24 protein-coding genes are annotated in these 26,117 nt (G+C 67.6%); 17 read left to right on the top strand and 7 right to left on the bottom strand.

Annotated features, from left to right (window positions below; genetic code table 11):
- Window positions 1-168: 168 nt before the first annotated feature.
- A complete protein-coding gene (locus AUL32_RS06090; protein ID WP_062112659.1) occupies window positions 169-768 on the top strand; it encodes a hypothetical protein in 600 nt (199 codons plus the stop codon).
- A 332-nt stretch (window positions 769-1,100) separates the two neighbouring features.
- On the opposite strand, the gene AUL32_RS06085 is transcribed toward AUL32_RS06090, so the two are convergent.
- Window positions 1,101-1,805 carry a LuxR C-terminal-related transcriptional regulator gene (locus tag AUL32_RS06085; RefSeq protein ID WP_062112657.1) on the bottom strand — a complete coding sequence of 235 codons (705 nt, stop codon included), beginning with the start codon at window positions 1,803-1,805 and terminating at the stop codon, window positions 1,101-1,103.
- A gap of 642 nt (window positions 1,806-2,447) precedes the next feature.
- On the opposite strand from AUL32_RS06085, the gene AUL32_RS06080 reads away from it, so the two are divergent.
- Genes AUL32_RS06080 through AUL32_RS06065 form a run of 4 tightly spaced genes read left to right on the top strand, consistent with a single transcriptional unit; the run spans window position 2,448 to window position 7,749 of the window.
- Window positions 2,448-3,533: a UDP-glucuronic acid decarboxylase family protein gene (locus tag AUL32_RS06080; RefSeq protein WP_062112654.1), complete on the top strand. Its 1,086-nt coding sequence runs from the start codon at window positions 2,448-2,450 to the stop codon at window positions 3,531-3,533.
- Window positions 3,530-5,038 carry a UDP-glucose dehydrogenase family protein gene (locus tag AUL32_RS06075; protein ID WP_062112651.1) on the top strand — a complete coding sequence of 503 codons (1,509 nt, stop codon included), beginning with the start codon at window positions 3,530-3,532 and terminating at the stop codon, window positions 5,036-5,038. Before AUL32_RS06080 ends, AUL32_RS06075 begins: the two co-directional genes overlap by 4 nt.
- A gap of 19 nt (window positions 5,039-5,057) precedes the next feature.
- Complete coding sequence (locus tag AUL32_RS06070; protein WP_062112648.1) at window positions 5,058-6,587, top strand: glycosyltransferase family 2 protein; 1,530 nt, start codon at window positions 5,058-5,060, stop codon at window positions 6,585-6,587.
- A 25-nt stretch (window positions 6,588-6,612) separates the two neighbouring features.
- Entirely contained in the window at window positions 6,613-7,749 is a 1,137-nt protein-coding gene (locus AUL32_RS06065) for an NAD-dependent epimerase/dehydratase family protein (protein WP_061977458.1), read from the top strand.
- Window positions 7,750-7,751: 2 nt separating this feature from the next.
- Here the strand turns inward: AUL32_RS06065 and AUL32_RS06060 are convergent, their stop codons facing one another.
- Complete coding sequence (locus AUL32_RS06060; RefSeq protein ID WP_061977460.1) at window positions 7,752-8,873, bottom strand: endo-1,4-beta-xylanase; 1,122 nt, start codon at window positions 8,871-8,873, stop codon at window positions 7,752-7,754.
- A gap of 126 nt (window positions 8,874-8,999) precedes the next feature.
- Window positions 9,000-9,650 carry a tetratricopeptide repeat protein gene (locus tag AUL32_RS06055; RefSeq protein ID WP_192847434.1) on the bottom strand — a complete coding sequence of 217 codons (651 nt, stop codon included), beginning with the start codon at window positions 9,648-9,650 and terminating at the stop codon, window positions 9,000-9,002.
- Window positions 9,651-10,015: 365 nt separating this feature from the next.
- On the opposite strand from AUL32_RS06055, the gene rpsT reads away from it, so the two are divergent.
- The 6 genes from rpsT to moeB all read left to right on the top strand — a co-directional run bounded on the left by rpsT (window position 10,016) and on the right by moeB (window position 16,276).
- The gene (gene rpsT / locus AUL32_RS06050) at window positions 10,016-10,285 is read left to right on the top strand and encodes a 30S ribosomal protein S20 (RefSeq protein WP_061977464.1); all 270 of its coding nucleotides are present in this window, start codon (window positions 10,016-10,018) and stop codon (window positions 10,283-10,285) included.
- A 781-nt stretch (window positions 10,286-11,066) separates the two neighbouring features.
- On the top strand, window positions 11,067-11,501 hold the full coding sequence (locus AUL32_RS06045) for a rhodanese-like domain-containing protein (protein ID WP_061972639.1): 435 nt from the start codon (window positions 11,067-11,069) through the stop codon (window positions 11,499-11,501).
- 116 nt (window positions 11,502-11,617) lie between these two features.
- Window positions 11,618-13,075, top strand: coding sequence for a chromosomal replication initiator protein DnaA (gene dnaA, locus AUL32_RS06040; protein WP_062112875.1), 1,458 nt, complete (start codon window positions 11,618-11,620; stop codon window positions 13,073-13,075).
- A 143-nt stretch (window positions 13,076-13,218) separates the two neighbouring features.
- Entirely contained in the window at window positions 13,219-14,337 is a 1,119-nt protein-coding gene (gene dnaN / locus AUL32_RS06035; protein ID WP_061972640.1) for a DNA polymerase III subunit beta, read from the top strand.
- 20 nt (window positions 14,338-14,357) lie between these two features.
- Entirely contained in the window at window positions 14,358-15,509 is a 1,152-nt protein-coding gene (recF, locus tag AUL32_RS06030; protein ID WP_062112642.1) for a DNA replication/repair protein RecF, read from the top strand.
- A complete protein-coding gene (gene moeB / locus AUL32_RS06025) occupies window positions 15,506-16,276 on the top strand; it encodes a molybdopterin-synthase adenylyltransferase MoeB (protein WP_062112640.1) in 771 nt (256 codons plus the stop codon). The genes recF and moeB overlap by 4 nt, the downstream gene beginning before the upstream one ends.
- Before the next feature lie 21 nt (window positions 16,277-16,297).
- On the opposite strand, the gene AUL32_RS06020 is transcribed toward moeB, so the two are convergent.
- Window positions 16,298-17,890 carry a methyl-accepting chemotaxis protein gene (locus AUL32_RS06020; RefSeq protein WP_062112637.1) on the bottom strand — a complete coding sequence of 531 codons (1,593 nt, stop codon included), beginning with the start codon at window positions 17,888-17,890 and terminating at the stop codon, window positions 16,298-16,300.
- 200 nt (window positions 17,891-18,090) lie between these two features.
- On the opposite strand from AUL32_RS06020, the gene AUL32_RS06015 reads away from it, so the two are divergent.
- The gene (locus AUL32_RS06015; protein WP_062112634.1) at window positions 18,091-18,672 is read left to right on the top strand and encodes an SH3 domain-containing protein; all 582 of its coding nucleotides are present in this window, start codon (window positions 18,091-18,093) and stop codon (window positions 18,670-18,672) included.
- 193 nt (window positions 18,673-18,865) lie between these two features.
- On the opposite strand, the gene irrA is transcribed toward AUL32_RS06015, so the two are convergent.
- Together irrA and AUL32_RS06005 are read right to left on the bottom strand one after the other, a co-directional pair.
- Window positions 18,866-19,342, bottom strand: coding sequence for an iron response transcriptional regulator IrrA (irrA, locus tag AUL32_RS06010; protein WP_082639086.1), 477 nt, complete (start codon window positions 19,340-19,342; stop codon window positions 18,866-18,868).
- Window positions 19,343-19,469: 127 nt separating this feature from the next.
- Complete coding sequence (locus AUL32_RS06005; protein WP_062112631.1) at window positions 19,470-19,934, bottom strand: hypothetical protein; 465 nt, start codon at window positions 19,932-19,934, stop codon at window positions 19,470-19,472.
- Window positions 19,935-20,128: 194 nt separating this feature from the next.
- Here AUL32_RS06005 and fabA point away from each other — a divergent pair, with 194 nt between their 5' ends.
- The 3 genes from fabA to fabI are packed head-to-tail and all read left to right on the top strand — an operon-like array spanning window position 20,129 to window position 22,796.
- A complete protein-coding gene (gene fabA, locus AUL32_RS06000) occupies window positions 20,129-20,662 on the top strand; it encodes a 3-hydroxyacyl-[acyl-carrier-protein] dehydratase FabA (RefSeq protein ID WP_061972650.1) in 534 nt (177 codons plus the stop codon).
- Between the two features lie 60 nt (window positions 20,663-20,722).
- Window positions 20,723-21,946 (top strand): beta-ketoacyl-ACP synthase I, encoded by a 1,224-nt coding sequence (fabB, locus tag AUL32_RS05995; protein ID WP_062112628.1) that lies wholly within the window; start codon window positions 20,723-20,725, stop codon window positions 21,944-21,946.
- A 13-nt stretch (window positions 21,947-21,959) separates the two neighbouring features.
- Window positions 21,960-22,796 (top strand): enoyl-ACP reductase FabI, encoded by an 837-nt coding sequence (fabI, locus tag AUL32_RS05990; RefSeq protein WP_062112625.1) that lies wholly within the window; start codon window positions 21,960-21,962, stop codon window positions 22,794-22,796.
- A 228-nt stretch (window positions 22,797-23,024) separates the two neighbouring features.
- Here the strand turns inward: fabI and AUL32_RS05985 are convergent, their stop codons facing one another.
- Entirely contained in the window at window positions 23,025-23,465 is a 441-nt protein-coding gene (locus tag AUL32_RS05985; protein ID WP_062112622.1) for an Lrp/AsnC family transcriptional regulator, read from the bottom strand.
- 125 nt (window positions 23,466-23,590) lie between these two features.
- Here AUL32_RS05985 and alr point away from each other — a divergent pair, with 125 nt between their 5' ends.
- Both alr and AUL32_RS05975 read left to right on the top strand, forming a co-directional pair.
- Window positions 23,591-24,739 (top strand): alanine racemase, encoded by a 1,149-nt coding sequence (alr, locus tag AUL32_RS05980; protein WP_062112619.1) that lies wholly within the window; start codon window positions 23,591-23,593, stop codon window positions 24,737-24,739.
- Window positions 24,736-25,989 carry a D-amino acid dehydrogenase gene (locus AUL32_RS05975; RefSeq protein ID WP_062112616.1) on the top strand — a complete coding sequence of 418 codons (1,254 nt, stop codon included), beginning with the start codon at window positions 24,736-24,738 and terminating at the stop codon, window positions 25,987-25,989. The genes alr and AUL32_RS05975 overlap by 4 nt, the downstream gene beginning before the upstream one ends.
- The last annotated feature ends 128 nt before the right edge of the window (window positions 25,990-26,117 follow it).

Below are 26,117 nucleotides of genomic sequence, written 5' to 3'. Positions count from 1 at the left end.
CTTGCGGGGAAGAACCCAGCGCATCGTCGGGAGTTTTCCGTCAGGAAGAGAAAGAAGATCGACCGCCCCTAGAATGAGAGGCCAAGTCTCTTCGCATTCGCAGCAAGATTTTCGGCCGGATCGACTTGGGCACAGCCCATCGATTCAAAGAAAAAAGGGAAGCCTCGCATGAAGCCGCTGAGCCAATTGCCGCCGAGGCCCGATTTCGAGACGATCGAGGCGGCGGCGCGCGATGCGGGCGCCACGGCCGCGCGGGGCGACGTCTTCACGCTGATCGGCCAGCTCTCCTTCAGCTGGTCCAACAACGAGAGTCTCCTGGTCTATTTCATCATGCTGCTTCTGGGCTGCGACCGAGAAGCGGCGCTGATCGTCTTCGGCACGCTCAACACCAGCCGGGCTCGGGTCGATCTCGTGCAACGGCTCGCCCGTGTGAAGCTGACGGACCGTGCCTTGTCGGGCGAGATCAAGCGACTCATGACCCGCTTCGACACGGGCACGCGGCTGCGCAACGACCTTCTCCACGCCATGTTCACGGTGGACCCGGCGGGGCGCATCACCCACACGCACGCGATGCGGCTGGAGGAGCGCGCCAAAGGCCTGCGGTTTGGCGCGGCCAAGTCGATGGATGGCGAGCGCCTGGAGGCCATCCGCGGCGAGATCAGGGCGATGAACGAATTGAACCGGGATCTTTGGACGTTTCTTCCCCGCCTGGAAGCCAGCCTGCGCGCCGGCCCGCGCGGGCGCTCAAGAGAGGATGGCGGCGCCTGAGGGACGATTTTCAGTCTATAGTTGTATGAACGGCTGACGCCGTGTGGAAGGAGATGTCCATTCCCTTCTCCTCACTGCAGTTGCATCACCCAAAATTCCTGGGGAACGGCGTGTCTGGGTGTTTTCATCGAGGCGCCGGGAACGCCTGACGAAGCCTTGGGGAAGGATGGTCAAACCGGGCTGTCCGGGGGTTAGAGCGCAAGGCTCGGAGGGCACGCGGACGCGTGACGGCTGATCCATGGCAAAGTCTATGACGACAACAAAAAGCCCCGCGCTTTCAAGGGCGCGAGGCTTTCAGGGGTTCCGAGCCCAAGCTCGTCGACGATGCGGGATCAGTGCGGCCGGCGCTCGTCCTGCTGGGTCTCGAACTCGGTGATCGAGTTGAACCAGCCGGCCCTGTGCGCATAGCGGATGATGTCGGAGCGCGAGGCGAGGCCGAGCTTGGCGATGGCCCGCGCCTTATAGGTCTCGACCGACTTCTGGCTGATGTCGAGATCCCTGGCGATCTCCTTGGCGCTGTAACCATAGGCCGTGCGGCGCAGGACCGACATCTCGCGCGCCGAAACGCGGCTCGGCAGAGCGCCGAAGGGCGTGTAGATCGCCTTGTCGAGCCGCGCCGGCTGGGGCGCGGTCATGATCGGCACGAGGCGCGGATCGAGATAGGTTTCGCCGCCGCCGACGCGCCGCGCGGCGTCCACGAGGTCGGGCTCGCGCGCCGACTTGAGGAGATAGCCCCGCGCCCCCGCCGAGAAGGCCGCTTCCACCGCCTCGCGCGTCTTGGCATGGCCGAGCAGCAGAAGCCCTGAACGCCCGTTCAAGGCACGGCAGAAGGCGACGAGCGCGTCGTTGTCGAAGCCCGGCATGGCGGCGTCGACCGCCACCACGTCCGCGCCGGGAAGCCGAGCCGCCTCGATCCCGCCGGGAAGGTCGGTGACGCAGGCTTGAACCTCAAGGCCTGGCTCGTCCTGCCGCTCCATCACGCTGACGAAACCGGCCGCGAAACAAGGCTCGTTCGTAACCAGCAAGACGATGCACATGCCCCCTCCCTTTCTTGGGTTGTTTTTCTTGTGTCGGGAAAATCCCCGCTACAACTTATCCCAACGTCCCCACATCTTTGTCGTGCAATTCCTGATATAAGGGCGTCAGGTTATGAGAAAATCAAGCATATTCAGTTCCCAGCGAACAGCATTTTCCATTCTCAAGCGCGAATGACATGCGCCGAACTGGTTTATTGCACTTGCTCGAGCTCCGCTTCACCCAAAGGGGGGAAGCACGCCTCGCAATTGTATAAAACCCGAAGTTGTTACGCGCCGTCGCGAGCGCTGAAAAGTAGAAAGCGCGTCTACTCGTGTGTGGCCGTTGCGGAACCGCCGGTTGATCACCCGGCGAGGCTTGACTGCTCCCGCTCGCTTTTTGCGAAACGGCGGGAAAGGCACCTTGAAGAAGCCTTCAATCCCCCTCGCCGCACCCCTTTCTGCCCAAGAACGGGGCAGCATGGAGCGGCGGCTGTGCGGAGCTTGCCCAAGGCTTGCGCGCCAAAGGTTCCTGTGTAAGTAATCAAAGCACGATTGCGGCGTTTGACAGGTCTTCTCTCGGCTCTCGCTGGGTTTTTGACCCGATCTTGAAGAAACCCGTCAGGGAAATCCTGACGATCCTTCCTCGAACGTCGGCGGTTTATCATGAAACTTAACGATTGGCCGGCATCGCCGGCCCCTGCCATGCCGCGAAATCCTTCCGGCAAAAGCATCGCCGTGACCGGTGGCGCCGGTTTCCTGGGAACGCATCTTTGCGAGGCGCTCCTGGCGCGTGGCCATCATGTCGTGTGCCTCGACAATTTCGCCACGGGCAGCCGCGAGAACCTGCGCGCGCTCGTGGCGACCAATCGCTTCACGCTGGTGGAGCAGGACGTGGTTCTGCCCTTTCCGGCCAGCCTGCCGCGCTTCGACGAGATCTGGAATCTCGCCTGCCCGGCCTCGCCGCCGCACTACCAGCGCGACCCCGTGCGCACGCTCTTCATCTGCGCGGACGGGGCGCGGCGCGTTCTGGAGCGGGCGGCCGAGGACGGGGCGCGGGTGTTCCACGCCTCGACCTCGGAAGTCTATGGCGACCCGGACATCCACCCCCAGCCCGAGACCTATGCCGGCCACGTCAACCCGGTCGGCCCGCGCGCCTGCTACGACGAAGGCAAGCGCTTCGCCGAAGCCGTGTTCACCGATGGCTGCGCCCGCGCGGGGATCGAGCTGCGCATGGCGCGCATCTTCAACACCTACGGGCCGCGCATGCACCCGGACGACGGGCGCGTCGTCTCCAACTTCGTGGTCCAGGCGCTGCGCGGCGAGGACATCACGGTCTATGGCGACGGGTCGCAGACGCGCTCCTTCTGCTATGTCGACGATCTGATCGCCGGCTTTCTGGCGCTCATGGCGCTGGACACGGACCCACGCGGCCCGGTCAATCTCGGCAATCCCGTGGAAACGCGGATGGACGAGCTGGCCGATCTGGTGGTGGAGCTGACCGGCTCGCGCTCGCGCATCGTGCGCCGGCCGCTGCCGGTGGACGATCCGCGCCGCCGCCGGCCCGACATCGGCAAGGCGAGAGCCTTGCTGGACTGGGAGCCCCGCGTGCCGCTGCGCACCGGGCTGGAGCGCACGATCGCCCATTTCGCGGAAGGCGTCGCGGCCGAGCCCGCTCCGCGTCTCGTGCCGGGCTTTCTCGCAGCGGCCAACACGGCTCGCCCTCTGACCGAGGGAGCGCTGGCGTCATGAAGATCGTCGTCATTGGAACCGGCTATGTCGGTCTCGTCACCGGCGCGTGCCTGTCGGAGCTCGGCCACGAGGTCGTCTGCTTCGACACGGACGCCGCCAAGATCGCCCGCCTGCGGCGCGGCGAAATGCCGATCTACGAGCCGGGGCTGGAAGAGCTCGTTCTCGCCCATTCGGCGAGCGGGCGCCTCGGCTTTGCCACCGGCTCGCTGCCGCTGGACGCGGACACGCAGGCCGTGTTCGTGGCCGTCGGCACCCCGCCTTCCGCGCTCGACCATTCGGCCGATCTTTCGGCGGTCTTCGCGGTGGCCGAAGCGATCGGGCGCGCCGGCGTCCGCTCTCTCGCGGTGATCGTGAAGTCTACCGTCCCGGTCGGCACGGGCGAGGCGGTGGAGCGCATCCTGCGCGAGACCAGGCCCGAGATCGAGTTCGACGTCGTGTCGAACCCGGAGTTCCTGCGCGAGGGCTCGGCGCTGGCCGATTTCCGCGCGCCGGACCGCATCGTCGTCGGCACGGGCTCCTTGCGCGCCCGCGCGATCCTCGCCGAGATCTACCGGCCGCTGACCGAGGGCGGCGCGCCGCTCGTCTTCACCGAGCGCGCCTCGGCGGAGATGATTAAATACGCCGCCAACGCCTTTCTGGCCGCCAAGATCGCCTTCATCAACGAGATCGCCGATCTCTGCGAGGCGGCGGACGCCGATATCGAGGAGGTTTCGCTCGGCGTCGGTCTGGACCGGCGCATCGGCGCGGCCTTCCTGCGGCCGGGACCGGGCTTCGGCGGCTCCTGCTTTCCCAAGGACACGGAAGCCCTGCTCGCCACGGCGCAGAGCCACGGCGTGCAGCTGCGCCTCGTGGAAAGCACGGTGGCGGCCAATGACGGGCGCAAGCGCGCCATGGGCCGGCGCGTCATCCAGGCGATGGGCGGGGTGCGGGGCCGCACGCTGGCCGTGCTCGGCGTGACCTTCAAGGCCGGCACGGACGACATGCGCCAGGCGCCCTCGCTGCCGATCCTCGCCGCGCTTCGGGCGGCGGGGGCGAGGCTGCGCATCTTCGACCCCGAAGGCATGGGCCAGGCACGGGCCTTCCTGCCCGACGCCGACTATGCCGACAGCGCCTATGGTTGCCTGGAAGGGGCCGACGCGGCGCTGCTGCTGACCGACTGGCCGGAGTTCGCCGCGCTGGATCTGCCCCGCGTGGCGGAGCTGATGCGGGGCGACGTGTTCGTGGACCTGCGCAATCTCTTCCCGCCGGAAGAGCTGCGCGCGGCGGGCCTTCGGGCCTTCGGCATCGGGCGGCGCTCCCGCCTCGCCGTGCCGCAGCCGGTGCGCGGGCGCGCGGTGGAGGACCTGCGCCAGGGGCTTGCCAACCCGGCGTCGCCGCCGGTCGCCCCCAGCGTCCTGCCCGTTGCCGGCGTCCTGCCCGAGCCCTCGCCCGCCGACCTGCCGCCGCTCGCGCTCGTCGCGGCAGCGAAGGCGGCCAAGGCCGGGCTCAACGGCCACGCCGTCTGACGCGAAGGGAGACGGCCCCATGCACGCTCAAGCGTGGGCGGGGGGCGCGGACACGATTCTCGTGTCCGCCTTCCTCCTGTCCCAGATCCTCTATGCCCTCTCGCTCGGGCTCGGCCTGTTCTTCCTGCGTCTGCCGGTGGACTGGGTGGACCCGCGCGAGGCACAAGGCCGCCGGCCGGAGGAGCACCCCTATATCGTGCTCTTCTACCCCGTGCTGCGCGAACTCGAATCCACGATGCGGACGACCTTCCTGTCGCTCGCCCGCATCGACTATCCCGCCTCGCGCTACCGCGTGGTGGCCATTCCCAACGCCAACGACACAGCCACGGTAGAAAGCCTGCGGCGCCTGGCGCAGGAGTTCGCCTTCCTGCAGATCGTCGAGGTTCCCGCGACGAGCGATCCGTCCTGGCAGGTCGTGTGGGACAGCTGGAACGCCAATCCGAAGGCCTATTGGTGGCACAAGGGCAAGCGGGCGGGCGTCAGCGCCCTGCCGCCCAAGAAGACGCGCCAGCTGATCTACGCCTTCTACACGCTGGCCGAGGACATGGCCGGCGGGGAGGACTTCCTCGTCAACTATATCGACGCCGACAGCTGCCCGCCGCCGGACCATTTCCTCGCCGCTTCGGCGGGGATGCGGCACTACGACGTGCTGCAGGCGCAGAACATCGCCGGCAATCTCCTCACCTCCATCTCGGCCTCCTGGCACGCCTTCGACCACATGGCCTGGGACGGGTTCCTCTATCCCCATCTCTCGGCCGGTGGGCGCCAGCCCTATTGGGTGCTGGGCAAGGGCCTGTTCTTCCGGGCCTCCGACCTCGTGGCGCTGGGCGGTTTCCATCCCTGGATCACGATCGAGGACCCGGAGGTCGGCATGCGCTTCTGGGCCAACGGCAAGCGCATCGGCATCATCGAGAACCCGCTGATCGAGGAGGTTCCCTCGACGCTCGGACACGGGATCACGCAGCGCAAGCGCTGGGTCTGCGGCTTCTTCCAGAGCCTCGCCCAGCCCTTGAAGGACATGGGGATGACGCCTTGGCAGCGCCTGCGCGCGCGGCTGAACTTCGGCCCCTGCCTGTCGCTCTCGGCCCATGCGATCGGCCTGCCGATGGGGCTCTGGGCGCTCGCCGCCTGGAGCGCCGGCGACAGTCCGGTGCCGCCCTGGACGCTGGGCCTCGCCGCCGTGAACCTCGCGATCTTCGCGCTGACGCTCGGCGCGATCTACCGCTCGGTCTGGCAGCGCGCCGCGCTGATCCTGCCCGAGCGGGCCGATCGGCTTCGCTATCTCCTGCGCGTCAACCCCGCCTCGCTCGTCGTCTGGTGGCTCCTCTGGCTGGTCCCGCTTGCCATCGGCTTCTGGATGTTCCTGCGCGATCGCGGGCTGGTCTGGGAGCGCACGGTGAAGATCGACGCCAACCACGAACTCGTGCGCGCCGTCTCCGGCTCGCAGCCCGCCGTCGTAAGGCTCGGGGCAGACCTCGCCCCGCCCGCCCCCGCCAATCGCAATCGCATAGTGGAAGCCGAGGCCCCCGTGCCCGGCATCGCCCTCTGACCTCCTGTTTCAAAGGAAAACTCCCATGTCCAAAGGTCATGTTCTCGTCACCGGCGGCGCCGGCTTCATCGGCTCCCACCTTGTCGACCAGCTTCTCGAACGCGGTTTCGAGGTCAGCGTGCTCGACTGCCTCAAGCCCCAGGTCCACGCCGACGCCGAGGTGGACGCCGACGGCTGGCCCGTCTATCTCGACCGCCGCGCCCGGCGCATCCGGGGCGATCTCCTCGACGACGGCGTGTTCGAGGCTGCGCTCACCGGCGTCACGCATCTGGCCCATCTCGCCGCCTCGGTCGGCGTCGGCCAGTCCATGACGAATATCACGGACTATGTCCGCAACAACGTCATGACCGCCGCGATCATGCTGGAGACCCTGTCGCGCCGGCCGCACGGGATTCAGCGCATCGCCGTCGCCTCCTCCATGTCGATCTATGGCGAGGGCGCCTATCGCGGCCCCTGCGGCACGGTCGCCCCGCCGCTGCGCCCGCACGAGAAGCTGCTGGCCCGCGAGTGGGAGCTGGAGGACGAAGAGGGCAACGCGCTCGCCCCTGTGCCGACCAACGAGGAGAAGCTGCTTCAGCCCGCCTCGATCTATGCCGTCAACAAGCGCGACCACGAGGAGATGTTCCTGTCCGTCGGCCGGGCGCTCGGCATCCCCACCGTGGCTCTGCGCCTGTTCAACGCCTACGGCTCGCGCCAAGCGTTGTCCAACCCCTATACCGGGGTCGCGGCGATCTTCATCTCGCGCCTTCTCAACGACCAGCCACCGCTGGTCTTCGAGGACGGCTCGCAGCGGCGCGACTTCGTGCATGTGCACGACGTCGCCAACGCCTTCGCCACGGTTCTGGAAAGCGAGCGCTCGGTCTGGGACTATTACAATGTCGGCTCGGGCCGCTCGATCACGGTGCGCGAGATCGCCAGCGTGCTCGCTCGGCTCCTGCACAAGAACATCGCGCCGGAGATTCTGGGCCGCTACCGCGTCGGCGACATCCGGCACTGCTTCGCCGACATTTCCAAGCTGGAGCGCGATTTCGGCATCGCGCCCAAGCGCGGCTTCGAGGAAGGAATGGGCGAGTTGATCGAATGGGTGGCCTCGGCCCGCCGGCCGGTGGACCGCGCCGCAACCAGCCTTGGCGAGTTGCAGGGCTCGCGGCTCGTGGTCTGACGTCAGAAGCCGAGCGGGCGCCGCTCGAAGGCCGCCAGAATCGCCTCGCGCATCGGCGCGGGGCGCATGTCGGAATCATAGGGCAGGCCCCGGTTGAAGCCGGGGCCTTTGCCTTGTCCGCCGACGAGGCGCCAGTAAAAATCCAGATCCTCCGGCTCGATCGCCAGCCAGGAATGGCGCGTCGACAGGCCCCAGGTGGAGACGGCGCGTACGGCCGCGCAATCCAGCGCCACGTCGAGATAGCGCTTGGCGATCTCGGCCACGAGCCGGTCGCGCACCAGGGGCGGCGCGGTCAGGTCGTGCTCGCGTACGTCGAGTTCGGTGATGTGGATTTCGAGGCCGAACCCGCTGAGATCGCGCAGAAAACCGGCGAAGAGGGGTTCGGAAAACGGCCCCTTGCGCAGGTCGAGATGGCCCTGGAGGCCGATGCCGCCGAGCGGCGCGCCGGCTTGCCTCAGCCGCTCCACCAGCTTCAGGAAGAGATAACGCCGGTCCCGCTCCACGGGAATGTCGTAGTCGAGCCCGTATTCGTTGAGGAACAGGACGGCGCCGGGCGCATGGGCGCGCGCCTCGTGAAAGGCGCGCTCGATATACCCTTCCCCGAAAGCGCGCAGGAACGTGCCGTCCCGCAAGCCGTCCATCCGGTGTCCCGTGTCGATTGGCTCGTTCACCACGTCCCAGGTCGCGATCTCATTGCCATAGCGGCCGAGCACGGCCTCGAAATGGGCCGCGACCGGCGCCCAGCCCGCCCCCTCCGCCAGCGCGGCCTCCGCCCAGGGCGGAATGCTTCGGTGCCAGATCAGGGTGTGGCCGTGCAGGGCGCGCCCGTTCTCGGTGGCAAAGCGCAGAAGCGCGTCGCTGCGGGAAAAGTCGCGCCGACCCGGCTCGGGCTCGATCGCGTCCCATTTCATCGAGATTTCCGGGGTCAGCGCGTCGCATTCGACAAGCAGCGCTTCGGCAAGATCGGGCTCGGCGGCGATCTGCTCGGCCCGCGCGGCCGCGCCGAAGCGCCGGCCAGAGCGCGCCGCCGCTTCTCGCAGGGAGGCGCGCTCTGGCGCGCGCGCCCGCTCAGTGGGAAGCGTGAACAGGGCGCCCGCCCCCAGGAGGAGGTTGCGCCGGCTCAAGACGGGGGAATCTGCGGGTGGGGAAGCGTCCGCCTCCCCCGCCGCCCCTTCAGGCCCGCGCCGACGCTCGCGTTCGGCCCGCGGCCGCCCGGCCCGTCCGATGGTTTCGGGGGGCATGATCTCAGGTCATCGCATCGCCGACAGGACCCGGCGTGCCTCCGTGTTCCCCTGGGCTGCGGCCTCGCTGTAGAGGCTGCGGGCGCGCTCGGGCTCGCGCGCCTTCACGAGTTCGGCGAGCTTCCACTTGGCCCAGGAATCGTTCGTCTCGCGAACCGAGATCTCGAGATATTGGCGCGCCTTGGCGGGATCGCGCCGGACGCCTTCGCCATCGGCCAGCATGAAGCCCAGCATGTGGTAGCCCCAGGGATTGCCTTGGTCGGCCGCCCGCTGATACCAGCGCGCCGCCTCGCGCGAGGACTGGCGCACGCCCATGCCCTTCTGCAGGAACCAGCCGACCTTGAACTCGGCATAGCGATCCCCCGCGTCGCCGGCCCGGCGATACCAGCGATAGGCCTCGCGATAGTTGCGCGTGACGCCGACGCCGTTCTCGTAGTGCTCGCCGAGCTTGTACTGGGCCGAGACGTTGCCGCGCTCGGCCGCCTTGCGGAAATAGCGCGTCGACAGGGCGGGATTGGGCACCTTGTAGCGAAGATAGGTCTCGCCCGACTTGTACCAGTCCCAGGTGATTTCCGGGGGGCTCGGCCGCGCCGGCTGGCTTGCCGCCATCGCCTCCCCGCCCGCGATCGCCCCCGAAACACAGACGATCCACCCCGCCATGACCCAAGCCACCTGCCGCATCGCGCCCTCCCGCCGCCTCGGGGACGGGCTGCCCGCCCCGCTCGTGGTCAAGGTTAACGCCGCGCCCGGCCAGGGTTAAAGACGGGAGGAATCCGACAGGCCGGCGCCCGGCCTTTCGCATGGCCGCCGGCCCGGGCTTTCGGTTGACGCGGCCGGGATGTCGGCCTATAAGGCGCGCAGATTTCCGGCGGCGTCCTCGGATGCGGCCTGTTCTGCCGTGGCGAACCCGATACCAGACGATACCCTGGTTTGGTGCCTTCCTCGGCGATCGATCCCTTCGCGTCGGATGCTGGTCGGCCTGTAGCCGCCCGGGTCCGCCTACGAGAACACGAGAGACACGACACATGGCCAATACGCCGTCGGCCAAGAAGGCCGCCCGCAAGATCGCCCGCCGGACCCTGGTCAACAAGGCTCGCCGCTCGCGCATGCGCACCTTCCTGCGCAAGGTCGAGGAAGCGATCCTCTCGGGCGACAAGGAAGCCGCCCGCGCCGCCTTCAAGGTCGCCGAGCCCGAACTGGCCCGTGCCGCCGCCAAGGGCGTGCTCCACAAGAACACCGCCTCGCGCAAGATTTCGCGCCTGTCGAGCCGCGTGAAGGCGGTCGGCGCCGCCTGATCCGAGCCCTTCCAGCGCTCATCGACCATCAAAGGCCCGGAGCATCGCTTCGGGCCTTTCTTTTTGTGCCCGATGCTCCGCGCTTTGGACACCCAATGGGCGAGCCCCAAAGCGTCATTCAATCGTCACACGGAGCGAGGCGCGCGACACGCGCCCTTCACGCAACCGTCACAGTGGACGACTCGCCACAATCCGCCCCATCTCGCTTTGTTCCCGATTTTCCATCTTGATTTCTGGGAATCCCCGGATTCCGGGCGATTCCATAACATTTGAATTTCGCCATAGAAATCATAGGCTTAAGGAAGGCCCTCGCAGGGCTCGCGAGTCTGCCGGCCGGCGTGGCGGGGTGCCCAAGAGTCAACCGGGATGCGACAAAAAAAACTCATATTCCCGCCTCAATCCACGACCATCTTGAAGGCCTCGTTGAATCCGCAAGTGAATCAGACGATTACGGTCGGCGAGCTTTGCGACATTGCCGTGAACGCGCCACACCTATTGCCGCGACCCAATCGGAATCGCGATTCAAAGCTTGCTCGAGGCTGGGCGGTTTCGTAGCTTTTGTCTCACGACAAGAGCCGCCGAAGCCGAAGGATGGGGACAAGATGCGTTTTCCATAAGAAATCCGCATCCTGGCCGACCCTGAACGTCCATCGCCGTTCTCGCTGATCTGTTTTTATTCTGTCCGATCCCGTTCCCCGGATTCCTGCAATCGGGGACGAGGGTCGGTTGTTGCCGCGTTTGACCGGTTTCGTTTCCCGGAGCCGAGTTGTTGGAGTCCCACATGAACCGTTCCTACAAGGGCGACGTGACGCCGGCCGAGTGCTGGTCCGCCCTCGACAGCGACGAGCCCGCCTTTCTCGTCGACGTTCGCACCACAGCGGAATGGAATTTCGTCGGCTTCCCGCTGACGCCGGCCGGTCGGGCCCAGCCGCTCTTCGCGGAATGGCAGACCTACCCCAGCATGTCGGTCGACGGCAGCTTCGCCGCCCGCGTCGCCGAGGCCATCACGGCCGCCGGCGGCAGCCCGGCCTCGCCGGTCTACTTCCTGTGCCGCTCCGGCGCGCGCTCCATGTCGAGCGCCGCGGCGCTGACCGATCTCGGCTTCGAGAACTGCTTCAACATCCTCGACGGGTTCGAAGGCCCGCCCGACGAGGAGGGCCATCGCGGCCAGATCGCGGGTTGGAAGGCCACCGGCCTTCCCTGGAGGCAGAAATGACCGGCCTCCTCCCCGCGACCCCGCCCAAGGCTCCCCGCGCGCCCGTCCGCGCCGGCGCCCCGCGCACCGCGCCGTCCGCCCTGACCGCCGCCCGCATCCAGCCCCAAGAGCCTGTCATGAGCCCTGCGCACGGTGATGCCGAGATCCTCGACCGCGTCAACGCGCGCCTCAAGGCCCATCTCGGACCGGACGTGTTCGCCTCCTGGTTCACGCGCATGAAGCTGGTCAACGCCGGCAAGGGCGTGGTGCAGCTCTCGGTGCCGACCGCCTTCCTGCGCACCTGGATCAACGGCCACTACAAGGACCTCCTGCTGCAGATCTTCTCGGAGGAGATCCCCGGCACGCTGAAGGTCGACATTGCCGTTCGCTCGGCCGTGCGCGGCCCGGCGGCGCCCGCCGCCCCGGCTCAGATCGCCCGCCCGCGCGACGCGGCATTGCCAACGCCGGTCGCGCAAAGCCTGCCAGCGACGGCCGCACCGCGCGCTAATACCGAGCGCGCCCAGGCCGGGGAGACGCCGCGCCAGCAGAGCGATTTCGGCTCGCCGCTCGACCCGCGCTACATTTTCGAGAGCTTCGTGGAAGGCGCCTCGAACCGCGTGGCGCTGGCCGCCGCGCGCTCGATCGCCGAAAACGGCCCGCAGTCGGTGCGCTTCAACCCGCTCTTCCTTCACGCGACCGTCGGCCTCGGAAAGACCCATCTTCTGCAGGCCATCGCCAACGCCGCGCTGGAGCGGGAAGACCGGCCCCGCGTCGTCTATCTCACGGCCGAATATTTCATGTGGCGCTTCGCCACCGCGATCCGCGACAATCAGGCGCTCGACTTCAAGGAGAACCTGCGCGGCATCGACATTCTGATCATCGACGACATGCAGTTCCTGCAGGGCAAGTCGATCCAGCAGGAGTTCTGCCACCTTCTGAACGCGCTGATCGACTCGGCCCGCCAGGTCATCGTGGCGGCCGACCGGCCGGCCTTCGAGCTGGAATCGCTGGACAGCCGGGTGCGCTCGCGTCTGGCCGGCGGCGTCGCGATCGAGATGGTCTCGCCCGATTTCGAGATGCGGCGCGGCATCCTCTCGGCGCGCGTCGAAGCGATGCGCGCGGCCGATCCGAGCTTTGCCATCAACGAGGGCGTGCTCGACACGATCGCCCGGCGCGTCACCGGCTCGGGCCGAGACCTCGAAGGCGCCTTCAACCAGATCGCCTTCCGTCATTCCGTCGGCCAGCCGCTGTCGAGCCAGCATCTCGACGATCTCCTGAACCAGCTGACGCGGGCCGGCGCCGAGAAGCGGGTGCGGATCGAGGACATCCTCAAATTCGTCTCGCGCCACTACAACATCTCGCGCACCGACATCCTCTCGGCCCGCCGCACGCGCACCATCGTGCGCCCGCGCCAGATCGCCATGTATCTGGCCAAGACCATGACGCCGCGCTCGCTGCCCGAAATCGGCCGTCGCTTCGGCGGGCGCGACCACACGACCGTGCTCCATGCCGTGCGCAAGATCGAGGCCGAGCGCGCCATCGACCAGAAGCTGGCCGAGGAACTCGACGTCATCCGCCGCATGATCGAGGAATAAGAGAAGTCCGCACACGCGGAGGTCCCGGCCGGCCGGCGCTTTTTCTTTGCGCCCGCCCGCCGTCCTGCTCTAAAAGGTTGGGACCTCCCGCGTGGGTGCCGGTTCTCGGCGCATCCTCAAGTTCCCGAACGGTCCATTTCGCCATGCGTATTCTCATCGAGCGGTCGAACCTCCTGAAGTCGCTGAGCCATGTCCAGCGCGTGGTGGAGCGGCGCAACACGATTCCGATCCTGTCCAACGTCCTCCTCAAGACCGAGGACGGCGGCATGCGCCTGAAGGCGACCGATCTCGACATCGAGATCACCGAGACCGTGCCGGCGGTGAGCGAGCAGCCCGGCGCCACCACCGTTCCCGCCCATCTCCTTTACGACATCGTGCGCAAGCTGCCCGACGGGTCGGAGGTCAAGCTGGAGACGGACGGCAATGGCGGGCAGATGACGGTCGCCTCCGGGCGCTCGAACTTCCGCCTCCAGTGCCTGCCCGAGGCGGATTTTCCCGACATCACCTCCGGCAGCTTCACCCACGCCTTCACGCTGAAGACGGGGGATCTCGCCCGTCTCATCGAGCGCACGCAGTTTGCGATCTCGACCGAGGAAACGCGTTACTATCTCAACGGCATCTTCTTCCACACGCTGGAATCGGGCGGCGCGCTGCAGCTTCGCGCCGTGGCCACCGACGGCCACCGCCTCGCCCGCGCCGAGACCGACGCGCCGGCCGGCTCGGAAGGCATGCCGGGCATCATCGTGCCGCGCAAGGCCGTGTCGGAGATCCAGAAGCTGCTCGGCGAAGGTGCCGAGACGGTGGAGGTGGAGCTTTCCGATTCTAAGATTCGCTTCACGATCGGCCCGGTGGTCATGACCTCCAAGCTGATCGACGGCACCTTCCCCGACTATCAGCGCGTCATCCCGACCGGCAACGACAAGGCGCTGACGCTCGACCGGCAGAGCTTCGCCCATGCGGTGGACCGTGTCTCGACCATCTCCTCCGAGCGCGGCCGCGCGGTGAAGCTCGCCGTGTCCGACAGCCAGCTCGTGCTCACCGTCAACTCCCCCGACGCCGGTACGGCGACCGAGGAACTGGCGGTCGGCTACACGTCGGAAGAGCTGGAGATCGGCTTCAACGCCAAATACCTCCTCGACATCACCGGCCAGTTGTCCGGCGAGTCCGCCGTCTTCATGCTGGCCGATCCCGGCTCGCCCACGCTGATCCGGGACGGCGGCGACGAGCGCACGCTCTACGTCCTGATGCCGATGCGCGTCTGACGGGCGCCTTCGAGCGCCTCATGCCCGACCCTTCCCCGCTTGCCGGCGACGCGCGCATTCGCGTCGCCGGTCTCGGTCTCGTGGACTTTCGCAACTACGCGACCTTGAGCCTGCCCCTCACCTCCCGCTTCGTGGTGTTTCACGGCGACAACGGCGCGGGAAAGACCAATCTCCTCGAAGCCCTGTCGCTGCTTTCGCCCGGCCGGGGTCTGCGCCGCGCGAACTACGGCGAAATCGCGCGCGGGGGCGGCTCCGGCGGCTTTTCCGTGCGCGCGCGGCTGCGCGAGACGGATGGCGAGATACGCGATCTGCTGACCCTGGTGCGGCCGGACGAGGAGAACGGGGCGGCGCGCATCCTGCGCGTCGACGGGGCGCAGGCCCGCTCGGGCGAGGAGCTTCTGGATTATCTGCGCGTCGTCTGGCTGACGCCGGCCATGGACGGGCTCTTCACCGGCCCCGCCGCCGAGCGTCGCCGCTTTCTCGACCGCATGGTGCTGACCGTCGATCCCGGCCACGGCCGGCGCGCGCTCGACTACGAGAAGGCCATGCGCGGGCGCAACCGGCTTCTGTCGGAAGACCGGATGGACGACAGCTGGCTGACCGGCATCGAAGCGCAGATGGCCGAACTTGGCTTGGCCATCGCGCTGGCGCGCGCCGATCTGGTGGAGCGGCTGCGCGGATCGATCGAGAGCATGGCCGGCTCGCCCTTCCCGGTGGCCGAGCTGCATCTCCAATCCGGCTACGAGGATTTCGGCCTGGAAGGCGCGGCCGTCGATCTGGAAGACCGGATCGCGGCGCGGCTGCGCGCGCGGCGCGGGCTCGACCGCGCGGCGGGCCGCACGCTGGAAGGGCCGCATCGCGGCGATCTCGAAGTGCTGCACCGGGCCAAAGCCATGCCGGCCTCGCTGTCCTCCACCGGCGAGCAGAAGGCGCTCTTGATCGGCCTCGTGATCGCCCATGCCCGGCTGGTGGAGGCTGCGAGCGGCATGACGCCGCTTCTTCTTTTGGACGAGATCGCCGCCCATCTCGATCCCGGCCGGCGGGCCGCCTTGTTCGACATTCTGGACGAGCTCGGCGTTCAGGCCTTTCTGACCGGAACCGACGCCGCCCTGTTCGAGGCGATCGCGGGGCGCGCGCAGATGGTGGAAATCCGCAACGGAGCCGTCGCATGACCGATGCCCCTCCCCTTTCCACCGACGAGCTGCGCCGCTACGCCCGCCATCTCGTTCTGGCCGAGATAGGCGGCCCCGGTCAGCAGGCGCTGAAGCGGGCGAAGGTCCTGGTGATCGGCGCGGGCGGCCTCGGCTCGCCCGTCGCGCTCTATCTCGCCGCCGCCGGCATCGGCACGCTGGGGCTCGCGGACGACGACACGGTCTCGCTCTCCAATCTCCAGCGCCAGATCCTGCACGGCACGGCGGATATCGGCCGGTCCAAGCTGGACAGTGCGCGGGAGGCGATCGGCCGGCTGAACCCGCATGTGGAGGTGGTGCCGCACGCGCTTCGCCTGGACGCCGAGAACGGCGCGGCGGTGGTCGGCGCCTATGACATCGTCATCGACGGTTCCGACAACTTCGCCACACGCTATGCGCTGGCCGATCTCTGCGAAGCGCAGGAGAAGCCGCTGGTGACGGCGGCGGTGCAGCGCTTTTCCGGCTCGCTCACCGTGCTCGCGCCCTTCCGGCGGGATGGGGCGGGTCAACTTCTGCCGCGCTACCGCGACCTTTTCCCCGAGCCGCCGCCCGCCGGGCTGGTTCCGACCTGCGCGGAGGCCGGCATTCTCGGCGTGGTGACGGGCATTCTCGGAACCTTGGCGGCGGCCGAGGCGATCAAGCTCGCGACCGGCGCGGGCGAGCCACTGCTCGGCCGCCTGCTTCTGGTCGATACGCTGCGAATGCGCTTCGAGGAAATCCGCTACCGCCGGCCCAAATCCGCGCGCTGACGAAGGCCGCCGGGCGTGCCGTCAGGCCCGGCGGCGCGCGCGAAACCGGCCCAGCATGGTTTGCGTCCTCGCCGGGGCGCGGGCGACATTGGAATTGTCCGCCGCAAGCAGCGGCTTCCCGGCATCGGCGTCGATCTGAAAGAAACCCGTGCGCTCGTTCAGGCGGTTGGCCTCGCCGGCGAGCTGGACGGCGGTGGCCGAGAGCTCGGTGGCGGCGCCCGCGTTGGTCTGCGTCACCTGATCGAGCTGCTGGATCGCGAGGTTGATCTGCGCGATGCCGGCCGACTGTTCGCGCGAGGCGGCGGAAATCTCGGAGACGAGCTCGGCGGTGCGCGTGATGTCGGGCACCATATCGGCCAGCTTGCGACCCGCCTCGTCGGCGGCATGAAGCGTCGCCTCGGATAGGCTGGCGATCTCGCTTGCCGCAGTCTGGCTGCGCTCGGCGAGCTTGCGCACTTCCGAGGCCACCACCGCGAATCCCTTGCCGTGCTGGCCCGCGCGGGCAGCCTCGATCGCCGCGTTGAGCGCCAGGAGATCGGTCTGGCGCGCGATGTCCTGAACGATCCGGATGCGATCGACGATCGTGTGCATGGCCTGGACCGAGCCGGCCATGGCCGCGCCGGTGTCGCGCGCGGCGAGCGAGGCGCGCTGCGCCATGCGCTCGGTCTGCACGGCGTTTTCCGTGCTTTGGCGGATATTGGCGGTCATTTCCTCGACGGCGGCCGAGGCCTGTTCGGAGGCGGCGGCCTGTTCGCTCGCGCCGGACGACAGCTGCTCGGCGGCCACCGCCGACTGGCCGGAGCCGGCCGCGACCTGATCGGCCGACACTCTCACGCCCGAGAGCACGAACCGCAACTGACGCCGCGTATCCTCCAGCCGGTCGAGCAAGGTTCCGATCTCGTCCCGCCGCCGATGAACGATCTCGGTCGCGATCTCGCCGCGCCCCAGCCGCTCGGTCTGCTCCACGGCGAAGGACAGCCCTCGGTTGACGAGAAGGCTGAGCCAAACGGCGGCGCTAAGGCCGAGCAGCACCGCGCCGGCGACGATTGCCATCAGCATATCGCGCGTCGAGGCGTAGACCTCCTCCGACGTGCGGGTCGCCTCCGCCGCCACCTGCCGCTGCAGGTCGGTGAGCGCGGCGACGCTCTCGAGGATCACCTGCATGGCGGGCACCGCCTCCGCCTCGATCAGGCGCAGGGCCTCCTGCGGCGCGCCCTGGTCGCCGAAGTCGATGGCCTGCGAGGTCGCCTTGTCGTAGCGGCCGACGGCCTCGCGCAGCGTGTCGACCTTGTCCACCGCCAGATGCGTGTGGCTGCGATAGGCGTCGATCTCGTCCCGCGCCTTTTGCAGCGCCTCGTGGACGGACTTTTCAAGCTCGGCGCGCCGCGCGGCGTCGGTGACGATCAGCGACCGGTTGACGAGTCGGCCGGCGTTCAGGAGATCGGCCCTGATATCGGACAGACGCATGGCCTGCTGGAAGGGGCGATCATGAAAATCCACGAAGCGGTCGTTGGACTTTCCGAGCCGGTCGATTCCGAGAAACCCGACCAGGGCCATGGCCCCGACGACGAGCGTAAAGCCGCCCGCGAGCTTCTGCTTGATCGTGAACCGCATTGCCATGCCCTTCCACATAATCCTGAGTTATAACAACCCAGCCGGGTTTAGATTTCCCTTCCAGACAGTGCGATTTCCCACCGGCCCTGTGAAATCATGTGAATCGAGGCGCGGCGCATCTTGCCCGGACAAGGCTCGGGAAGGGTTCGTTAACCGCCTTGGGGGATAGTGAAGCGATCCCTGACGGAGTTCATAAAGCCTTGACGTCCCTCCCCGTTTCGCTCCGCCGCGCCGCCCTGTCCGCTCTTGCCCTTCTCGCCCTCGGTTCCGCCTCGCAGGCGCAGACGCCCGCCGCGGCCGCGACCCGTCCCGAGGCCGCCGCCGAGGAAGGGCAGGACGCGGAGATGAGCCGGAAGCTTCCCCTTCCCCGTTTCGTGTCGCTGAAGTCGGCGCGCGTGAACCTGCGCGTTGGCCCGGGCAAGGACTACGCCGTGTCCTGGCTCTACATGAAGCCCGGCCTTCCGGTGGAAATCATCCAGGAGTTCGACCAGTGGCGCCGCATCCGCGACGCGGAAGGCACGGAAGGCTGGGTCTACCATTCGCTTCTGTCGGGCGAGCGCACCGCGCTGGCCGCTCCCTGGCTTCGGGCCAAGAAGGGCGCGCTGGTCACGGTCCACCGCTCGGCCGCCGCAGACTCGACCGTGGTGGCGCAGATGGAGCCGGGCGTCGTCGCCAAGGTGCGCGAATGCTCGTTCAGCTGGTGCGAGGTCGAGGCGGGCGGACGTCGCGGCTTCGTCTCGCAGAACGAGATGTGGGGCGTTTATCCCGACGAGCGCTTTTAAGCGGTCGTCCGACGAGCGATTCTGATCGGTCGTCCTGACGAGCCGTTTTAAGCGACTTTCCGACGAGCGATTTCGACAGGTCCGAATGGCGGGTGGCTTTGGCCCCCGCCGTTTTCGTTTGTCCCTCAGACAAGGAAAAGGCCGGACCCAATAGGACCCGGCCTTTCTCTCATTCGAAACTGTCGCGGCGCGGTCAGGCCAGCTTGAGCTTGTCGCGCTTGCGGCGCACGCGCACCACGACGTCGATATTGACGATTTCCATGCCCTCGGGCGGCTCGGGAATGTTGGCCACGTTGATCGCCCCGTCCGGGATATCGATCATCGTGTTGTCGGACTCCACGAAGAAGTGGAAATGGTCCGACGTGTTCGTGTCGAAATAGGTGCGCTGGCCTTCCGCCGAGAGCGGGCGAACGAGACCGGCATCCGTGAACTGGTGCAGCGTGTTGTAGACGGTGGCGAGCGAAACGGGCTCGCCGGCGCGGTGCGCTTCCTCGTGCAGCTCTTCAGCCGAAAGGTGCCGGTCGCCCGCGCCGAAGATCAAATTGCACAGGGCCACACGCTGGCGCGTCGGACGAAGACCCGCGGAGCGCAGGCGTTCGAACACGCAGAACGACGAGTGCCGTGCGGAGTCGCGTGAGTCGAGCTGCGAGGGCTTGGCCCGGTTGTCCATGATGCGTCGCCGTTTAAACTTGAGTTCCTGAGTCGTGTTTACGACCTTGCGTGCTGCGCTGCAAGACCGCGTCATCGATCAGATATAATCCCGATCCACTGAAAGAACAATTGCGATGGACGATGGCTCAACCGCAGCGCTCGCCCAGAAGGCCGAGCGCCTTGCCCGATCCCTTGAGCGGCAGGCGGAAGGAGCCGGCCGGCCCGGAAAGTTCCAGCTCGCGCCCGCGCTTCAGCCGCTCGAACAGGGGCTTCAACTCGGCCGCCGCGTCCGTGCGGGCGAAGCGCGAGCCGGCTCCGTGCGGCTCGGCTTCGGCTTTGGCGGACAGGATCGTCGCCACGCCGTCGACGCTGAAGACGAGCGTCGCCCCCTGCCCTTCGGGATAGCGCGCGCCGCTGCCGGCGACGATCGTGCGGATGCGCCCCGGCCCGTCGCATTCGAAGCTGATGCCGGCGGGCTTGCCCTTCAGCACGAAGCCGGCGCGCACCGGGCCGCCCGCCGCCTCGCCGCGCCATTCCTGCGCAGCGCTGGGGCCAAGCCCCGCGAGAAGAACCGCCAGCGGCAGCACGAGGAAAAGCCGTCCTGCCCGCATCCTCGATACTCCCCTTCCCTGCCGCACGCCGCGACCGCTTTCCCGCGTGATGCCACGGGCGCGAGCGAAGGGAAAGTTTGATGAACCGTTGATTTGATCCGTGAGGTGACGCATTTGCCCTCTGGCGCGCCCGTGCTAAGGGCATCCGCAACGAACGCGGCCTTTCGGAGAGCTGCGAGGAAACGGGCAAGGTGATGACGACAGGCAAGACCCACTTCGACAAGGACGATCTTCTGGCCTGCGGCCGGGGCGAACTGTTCGGTGCGGGCAACGCGCAATTGCCGCTGCCGCCCATGCTCATGTTCGACCGCATCACCGAGGTGACGACGGACGGCGGCGAGTTCGGCAAGGGCTCGATCCGCGCCGAGTTCGACGTCTCGCCCGATCTCTGGTTCTTCGACTGCCATTTCCGGGGCGATCCGGTCATGCCCGGCTGCCTCGGCCTCGACGCGCTCTGGCAGCTGACCGGCTTCTATCTCGGCTGGCTCGGCGAAGAGGGGCGCGGCCGCGCGCTCGGCGTCGGCGAGGTGAAGTTCTCCGGTCAGGTGACGCCCAAGGTCAAGCTCGTGGAATACGGCGTCGAGTTCCGCCGCGTCATGCGCTCAAAGCTGAAGCTCGGCATCGCCGAGGGCTGGATGAAGGCCGACGGCGAGGTCATCTACCGCGCCAGCAACCTGCGTGTCGGCCTGTTCAAGGACGGCGAAGCGGATGCGACCGTCGGCGGCTGAGCCGGCGCTTCTGGAATGTGAAGAGGGTCCCGCAAGCGGACCCCGAAAAGGAGTGTGGCCATGAGGCGGGTCGTCGTGACCGGAATGGGCATCGTGTCCTCGATCGGCAACGATCTCGGCGAGGTCACCGCCTCGCTGCGCGAGGCGAGGTCCGGCATCAGCTTCTCGGAGGACTTCGCCGAGCACGGGTTCAAATGCCGTGTCTGGGGCAAGCCCAATCTCGACGTGACCGATCTGGTGGACCGGCGCGCCATGCGCTTCCTGTCCCAGGGCGGCGCGTGGAACCATGTCGCCATGAAGCAGGCGATCGCCGATTCCGGCCTCGAGGAGAAGGACATCTCCGGCAACGAGCGCACCGGCATCATCATGGGCTCGGGCGGCCCGTCGACGCGCACGCTGATCGAGGCCGCCGACATCACGCGCAAGAACACGAGCCCCAAGCGAATCGGCCCCTTCGCGGTTCCCAAATCCATGTCGTCCACCGCTTCGGCGACGCTGGCGACCTGGTTCAAGATCCACGGCGTGAACTACTCGATCTCGTCCGCCTGCTCGACCTCGGCCCATTGCATCGGCAATGCGGCGGAGATGATCCAGTGGGGCAAGCAGGACGTCATGTTCGCCGGCGGCCACGAGGATCTCGACTGGACCATGTCGAACCTCTTCGACGCCATGGGCGCCATGTCCTCCAACTTCAACGACACGCCGAACGTCGCCTCGCGCGCCTATGACAAGGACCGCGACGGCTTCGTGATCGCCGGCGGCGCCGGCGTCGTGGTGCTGGAGGAATACGAGCGGGCCGTGGCGCGCGGCGCCAAGATCTATGCCGAACTGGTCGGCTACGGTGCGACCTCGGACGGCTACGACATGGTGGCCCCGTCCGGCGAGGGCGCGGTGCGCTGCATGCGCCAGGCGCTCGCGACGGTGAAGGGCAAGGTGGACTACGTCAACACGCACGGCACCTCGACGCCGGTCGGCGACTCCAAGGAGATCGGCGCCATCCGCGAAGTGTTCGGCGACGCCATTCCTCATATCCAGTCCACCAAGTCGCTCACCGGCCACTCGCTGGGCGCCGCCGGCGCGCAGGAGGCGATCTACTCGCTTCTGATGATGCAGGCCGGCTTCATCGGCGAAAGCGCCCATATCCACGAGCTGGACCCGGAATTCGCCGGCGTTCCCATCGTGCGCCAGCGCATCGACGACGCGAAGGTCGACATCGCCCTGTCCAACTCCTTCGGCTTCGGCGGCACCAACGCAACGCTCGTGTTCCAGCGCGTCTCCAACTGAGGAAGCCTTGCCGATGAACGACCTGATGAAGGGCAAGCGCGGCCTCGTGATGGGCGTCGCCAACCACAATTCCATCGCCTGGGGCGCGGCACGCGCGCTGGCTGCGCAAGGCGCCGAGATCGCCTTCAGCTACCAGGGCGAAGCGTTCGGAAAGCGCCTGCGCCCACTGGCGGCCGAGATCGGCTCGACTCTCCTCGTCGACTGCGACGTTGAGGACATCGCGTCGGTGGATGCACTCTTCGCCACGCTGGAAAAGGAGTGGGGCAAGATCGATTTCGTCGTCCACGCCATCGGCTTTTCCGACAAGAACGAGTTGAAGGGCCTCTACGCCGACACGACGCGCGAGAACTTCACCCGCACCATGGTGATCTCCTGCTTCTCCTTCACGGAGATCGCCAAGCGCGCGGCCGGCATGATGAACGAGGGCGGCTCGCTGGTGACGCTGACCTATGGCGGCTCGATGCGCGTCATGCCGAACTACAACGTGATGGGTGTCGCCAAGGCGGCGCTGGAGGCCTCCGTGCGCTATCTCGCGGCCGATTTCGGCCCGCGCGACATTCGCGTCAACGCCGTTTCGGCCGGCCCCCTGCGCACTCTGGCAGGCGCGGGCGTCTCGGATGCGCGCCTGATGCTGAACTACCAGCGCCGCAATGCGCCGATGCGCCGCAACGTGACGCATGAGGAGGTTGGCAATTCGACGCTCTATCTCCTGTCGGACCTGTCCAAGGGCGTGACGGGCGAGATCCACTATGTCGACGCCGGCTACAACATCATGTCCATGCCGGCGCTGGACGAGTTGAAGGCGCAGGAGCGCCGCGCCGTCGCGGCCGGCGAGACCGTCTCCGAATAAGGCTCGGCCTCTCCCCCTCTTTCGAAAGGCCCGTCGCTCGTTCGAGCGGCGGGCCTTTTTTCTGTAGAGCCCGTCCGAAAAGCCCGCCGGGTCGGCTCGGGGGGCCTTTTTACCGCTCTCATCGTTGCCGATCCTCGCCGATGCGCCCTCGCATCGACTGCGTTGGGCGCCTCGATTGCGACGAAAACTCCTCCCCGATCCTCCGCTGCGGACTTTCCGGACGGGCTCTCATAGAACGCTGCGGATGGCGAAGCTGGAGTTGATGCGCTGGACGCCCGGCAGGCGCGACAGCACCTCCTTGTGGATGCGCTCGTAATCCCCCGCCCCGGCCGCTTCCAGGCGCAGGAGATAGTCCTCCTCGCCGGTCATCAGGTAGCATTCGCGGATCTCGGGATGCTTCAGAACCTCTGCCTCGAAACGGCGCAAGACATCCTCCGTCTGCCGCTCCAGGCTGATGCGCACGATCACCACATGGCCGTCGCGTCCCTCCGGCCCGGCGATGATGGCGGTGTAGCCCCGGATCGTGCCGCCCTCCTCCAGCATCTGCACACGGCGCAGGCAGGCCGATGGTGACAAACCGACCTCCGCCGCCAGCGCGACATTGGTGATGCGCCCGTCGCGCCGAAGGGCGCGCACGATCTTCCGGTCGGTGTTGTCGAGCGTCGGCATGATGATGCGCAGCTTCCGTGGATCGTTGCGTGAACGCGTGTTCTTTCGAACATTCTGCGGCGAATAGAGCGTACATTCAAGGATGGTTGCGCCACACTTCGGGCATGGTCCGCTTGGAGGCACGCATGTCCGTGGTTTCGTCCCGTCCCACTCCCGATCTGCCTGTTTCCGCGGCAGGGGCCGCCAGCGCCGGCGCGGTGCTGACCGTGGATCTCGCCGCCCTGCGGGCCAACTATCGCCGCCTCCGGTTGGAGGCCGGCGGCGCGGCGGTGGCCGGCGTCGTCAAGGCGGACGCCTACGGGCTCGGCGCAGAGCGCATCGCTCCGGTGCTCTGGGAGGAAGGCTGCCGCTCCTTCTTCGTCGCCCATCTCAGCGAGGCGCTGCTGCTGCGCCCCGTCCTGCCCCATGATGCGGAAATCTTCGTCTTGAACGGGCTGGCGCCGGGCGACGAGGCGCGCTGCGCGGCGGCCGGCATCGTGCCGGTGGTGAACTCGGCCAGCCAGCTCGCCGCCTGGAGCGCGCTCGGCCGTGCCCTCGGCAAGCGTCTTCCCGCCGCGCTTCAGCTCGACAGCGGCATGGCGCGGCTCGGCCTTTCGCCGGGTGAGGTGCTCGCCATCGAGGCCGAGCCGGAGCGGCTGGAGGGCGTCGAGACCGTGCTGGTCATGAGCCATCTCGCCTGCGCCGACGAGCCCGCGCACCCGGCCAACCCCGCGCAGCTCGCCGCCTTTCGCGCCCTTGCCGCCCGGCTGCCGGCGGCGCGGCGCTCGCTCGCCAATTCTGCCGGCCTGTTTCTCGGCTCCGACTACCGCTTCGACCTCTGCCGGCCCGGCATCGCGCTCTATGGCGGCAAGCCGACGGAGGGTCCGGTCAACCCGATGCGCGCGGTGGCGCGGCTCGACGCGCGCGTCATCCAACTGCGCGACGTGCCGGCCGGCACCGGCGTCGGCTACGGCTGGAGCCTCGTCGCGCCCGGCGCCATGCGGCTGGCCACGATCGGCATCGGCTATGCCGACGGCTGGCCGCGCAGCCTGAGCAACCGGCTCGGCGCCTTTCTGGACGGGACAAGGCTCGCGGCGGCCGGCCGCGTTTCCATGGATTCGGTGATCCTCGACGCGGGCGGGGCGCCGCTTTCGCCCGGCGATCTCGTGGAACTGATCGGCCCGCATCAGACGTTGGAAGAGGTGGCGGCGGCGGCCGGCACGATTCCTTATGAAATCCTCACCGCGCTCGGCCAACGCTTCGAGCGGCGTTATGTCGAAGGACGACTGGCATGAAGATCGCGGTTCTCGGCGCTGGCGTCATTGGCGTCACCTCGGCTTGGTATCTCGCCCGCGCCGGCCACGAGGTCGAGGTGATCGACCGGCAGGCCGGCCCCGCGCTGGAAACGAGCTTCGCCAATGCCGGCGAAGTCTCCTTCGGCTATTGCAGCCCCTGGGCGGCGCCCGGCATTCCCAAGAAGGCGGTGAAATGGCTCCTGATGGAGCACGCGCCGCTGATCCTGCGGCCCAAGCTCGATCGCGCCATGCTCTCCTGGCTGACGCGCATGCTGCGCAACTGCACGGCCGAGCGCTACGCCGTGAACAAGAGCCGCATGCTGCGTCTGGCCGACTACAGCCGGGAGAGCCTGGCCGAGCTGCGCCGCGAAACCAACATCGAATACGACCAGCGCATGAAGGGCACGCTGCAGCTGTTTCGCACGCGCGAGCAGCTCGACGCCTCGCTGAAGGACCAGAAGGCCCTGGCCGAGGACGGGATCGCCTACGAGGTGCTCGACCCCGCCGGCTGCCTGCGCATGGAGCCGGCGCTGGCGCATGCGCGCGAGCGCATCGTCGGCGGATTGCTGACGCCCAACGACGAGACGGGCGACTGCTTCAAGTTCACCAATGGCCTCGCCGAACGGGCGGAAGCGCGCGGCGTGAGCTTCCGATACGGCCATTCGATCCAGGGCCTGCGCGTCGAGGGCCGGCAGTGCCTCGGCGTCGAGACAGACAAGGGCTTCATCGCCGCCGACGCGGTGGTGGTGGCGCTCGGCTCCTATTCGCCGCTTCTGGTGAAGCCCTTCGGAATCGACCTGCCGGTCTATCCCGTGAAAGGCTATTCGCTGACGATCCCGATCGTGAACGAGGAGTTGGCGCCCGAGTCCACCGTCATGGACGAGAGCTACAAGATCGCCATCACGCGCCTGGGAAGCCGCATCCGCGTCGGCGGCATGGCGGAGATTTCCGGCTTCACCAACGATCTGGCCGAGGCGCGCAGGCGCACGCTGGAGCATTCCGTCACCGACCTCTTTCCTGGCGGCGACCTGTCGAAGGCGAGCTTCTGGTCGGGCTTGCGCCCGATGACGCCGGATGGAACCCCGGTGATCGGACCCACCCGAATCGGCGGCCTGTTTCTCAACACCGGCCACGGCACGCTCGGCTGGACCATGTCCTGTGGTTCCGGCAAGCTTCTGGCCGACCTCGTCGGCGGCATGGTGCCCGATATCGACGCGCGGGACCTGGCGGTCGCGCGCTACGGCCGGTAAGGCGTGGAGCGCAAGGGCGGCGCCAACGCTCCGTTTACCAGTTCGGCGGGAGAGCGCCCACGTGGCGCGCTGCGCTAGGACGTTCATACGGTTTCTTCAACAGGCCGGGCCAATACTGGCGGTAGCAT

It is taken from the genome of Aureimonas sp. AU40 (assembly GCF_001463785.1).
Classification (GTDB): Bacteria; Pseudomonadota; Alphaproteobacteria; order Rhizobiales; family Rhizobiaceae; genus Aureimonas.
The sequence above is the reverse complement of the archived record's forward strand: the minus strand, read 5'-3'. Positions and strand labels throughout refer to the sequence as shown.

Bases quoted from the DNA above. Each gene is read 5' to 3' on its own strand.
- AUL32_RS06075 (WP_062112651.1), top strand. From the start codon at position 3,530: ATGAAGATCGTCGTCATTGGAACCGGCTATGTCGGTCTCGTCACCGGC.
- dnaA (WP_062112875.1), top strand. From the start codon at position 11,618: ATGAGCCCTGCGCACGGTGATGCCGAGATCCTCGACCGCGTCAACGCG.
- AUL32_RS06065 (WP_061977458.1), top strand. From the start codon at position 6,613: ATGTCCAAAGGTCATGTTCTCGTCACCGGCGGCGCCGGCTTCATCGGC.
- AUL32_RS06045 (WP_061972639.1), top strand. From the start codon at position 11,067: ATGAACCGTTCCTACAAGGGCGACGTGACGCCGGCCGAGTGCTGGTCC.
- fabI (WP_062112625.1), top strand. From the start codon at position 21,960: ATGAACGACCTGATGAAGGGCAAGCGCGGCCTCGTGATGGGCGTCGCC.
- AUL32_RS06005 (WP_062112631.1), bottom strand. From the start codon at position 19,934: ATGCGGGCAGGACGGCTTTTCCTCGTGCTGCCGCTGGCGGTTCTTCTC.
- AUL32_RS06020 (WP_062112637.1), bottom strand. From the start codon at position 17,890: ATGCGGTTCACGATCAAGCAGAAGCTCGCGGGCGGCTTTACGCTCGTC.
- fabB (WP_062112628.1), top strand. From the start codon at position 20,723: ATGAGGCGGGTCGTCGTGACCGGAATGGGCATCGTGTCCTCGATCGGC.
- AUL32_RS06070 (WP_062112648.1), top strand. From the start codon at position 5,058: ATGCACGCTCAAGCGTGGGCGGGGGGCGCGGACACGATTCTCGTGTCC.
- AUL32_RS05975 (WP_062112616.1), top strand. From the start codon at position 24,736: ATGAAGATCGCGGTTCTCGGCGCTGGCGTCATTGGCGTCACCTCGGCT.
- fabA (WP_061972650.1), top strand. From the start codon at position 20,129: ATGACGACAGGCAAGACCCACTTCGACAAGGACGATCTTCTGGCCTGC.
- AUL32_RS06085 (WP_062112657.1), bottom strand. From the start codon at position 1,805: ATGTGCATCGTCTTGCTGGTTACGAACGAGCCTTGTTTCGCGGCCGGT.
- alr (WP_062112619.1), top strand. From the start codon at position 23,591: ATGTCCGTGGTTTCGTCCCGTCCCACTCCCGATCTGCCTGTTTCCGCG.
- AUL32_RS06090 (WP_062112659.1), top strand. From the start codon at position 169: ATGAAGCCGCTGAGCCAATTGCCGCCGAGGCCCGATTTCGAGACGATC.
- AUL32_RS06080 (WP_062112654.1), top strand. From the start codon at position 2,448: ATGAAACTTAACGATTGGCCGGCATCGCCGGCCCCTGCCATGCCGCGA.
- moeB (WP_062112640.1), top strand. From the start codon at position 15,506: ATGACCGATGCCCCTCCCCTTTCCACCGACGAGCTGCGCCGCTACGCC.
- recF (WP_062112642.1), top strand. From the start codon at position 14,358: ATGCCCGACCCTTCCCCGCTTGCCGGCGACGCGCGCATTCGCGTCGCC.
- irrA (WP_082639086.1), bottom strand. From the start codon at position 19,342: ATGGACAACCGGGCCAAGCCCTCGCAGCTCGACTCACGCGACTCCGCA.
- AUL32_RS05985 (WP_062112622.1), bottom strand. From the start codon at position 23,465: ATGCCGACGCTCGACAACACCGACCGGAAGATCGTGCGCGCCCTTCGG.
- rpsT (WP_061977464.1), top strand. From the start codon at position 10,016: ATGGCCAATACGCCGTCGGCCAAGAAGGCCGCCCGCAAGATCGCCCGC.
- dnaN (WP_061972640.1), top strand. From the start codon at position 13,219: ATGCGTATTCTCATCGAGCGGTCGAACCTCCTGAAGTCGCTGAGCCAT.
- AUL32_RS06055 (WP_192847434.1), bottom strand. From the start codon at position 9,650: ATGGCGGGGTGGATCGTCTGTGTTTCGGGGGCGATCGCGGGCGGGGAG.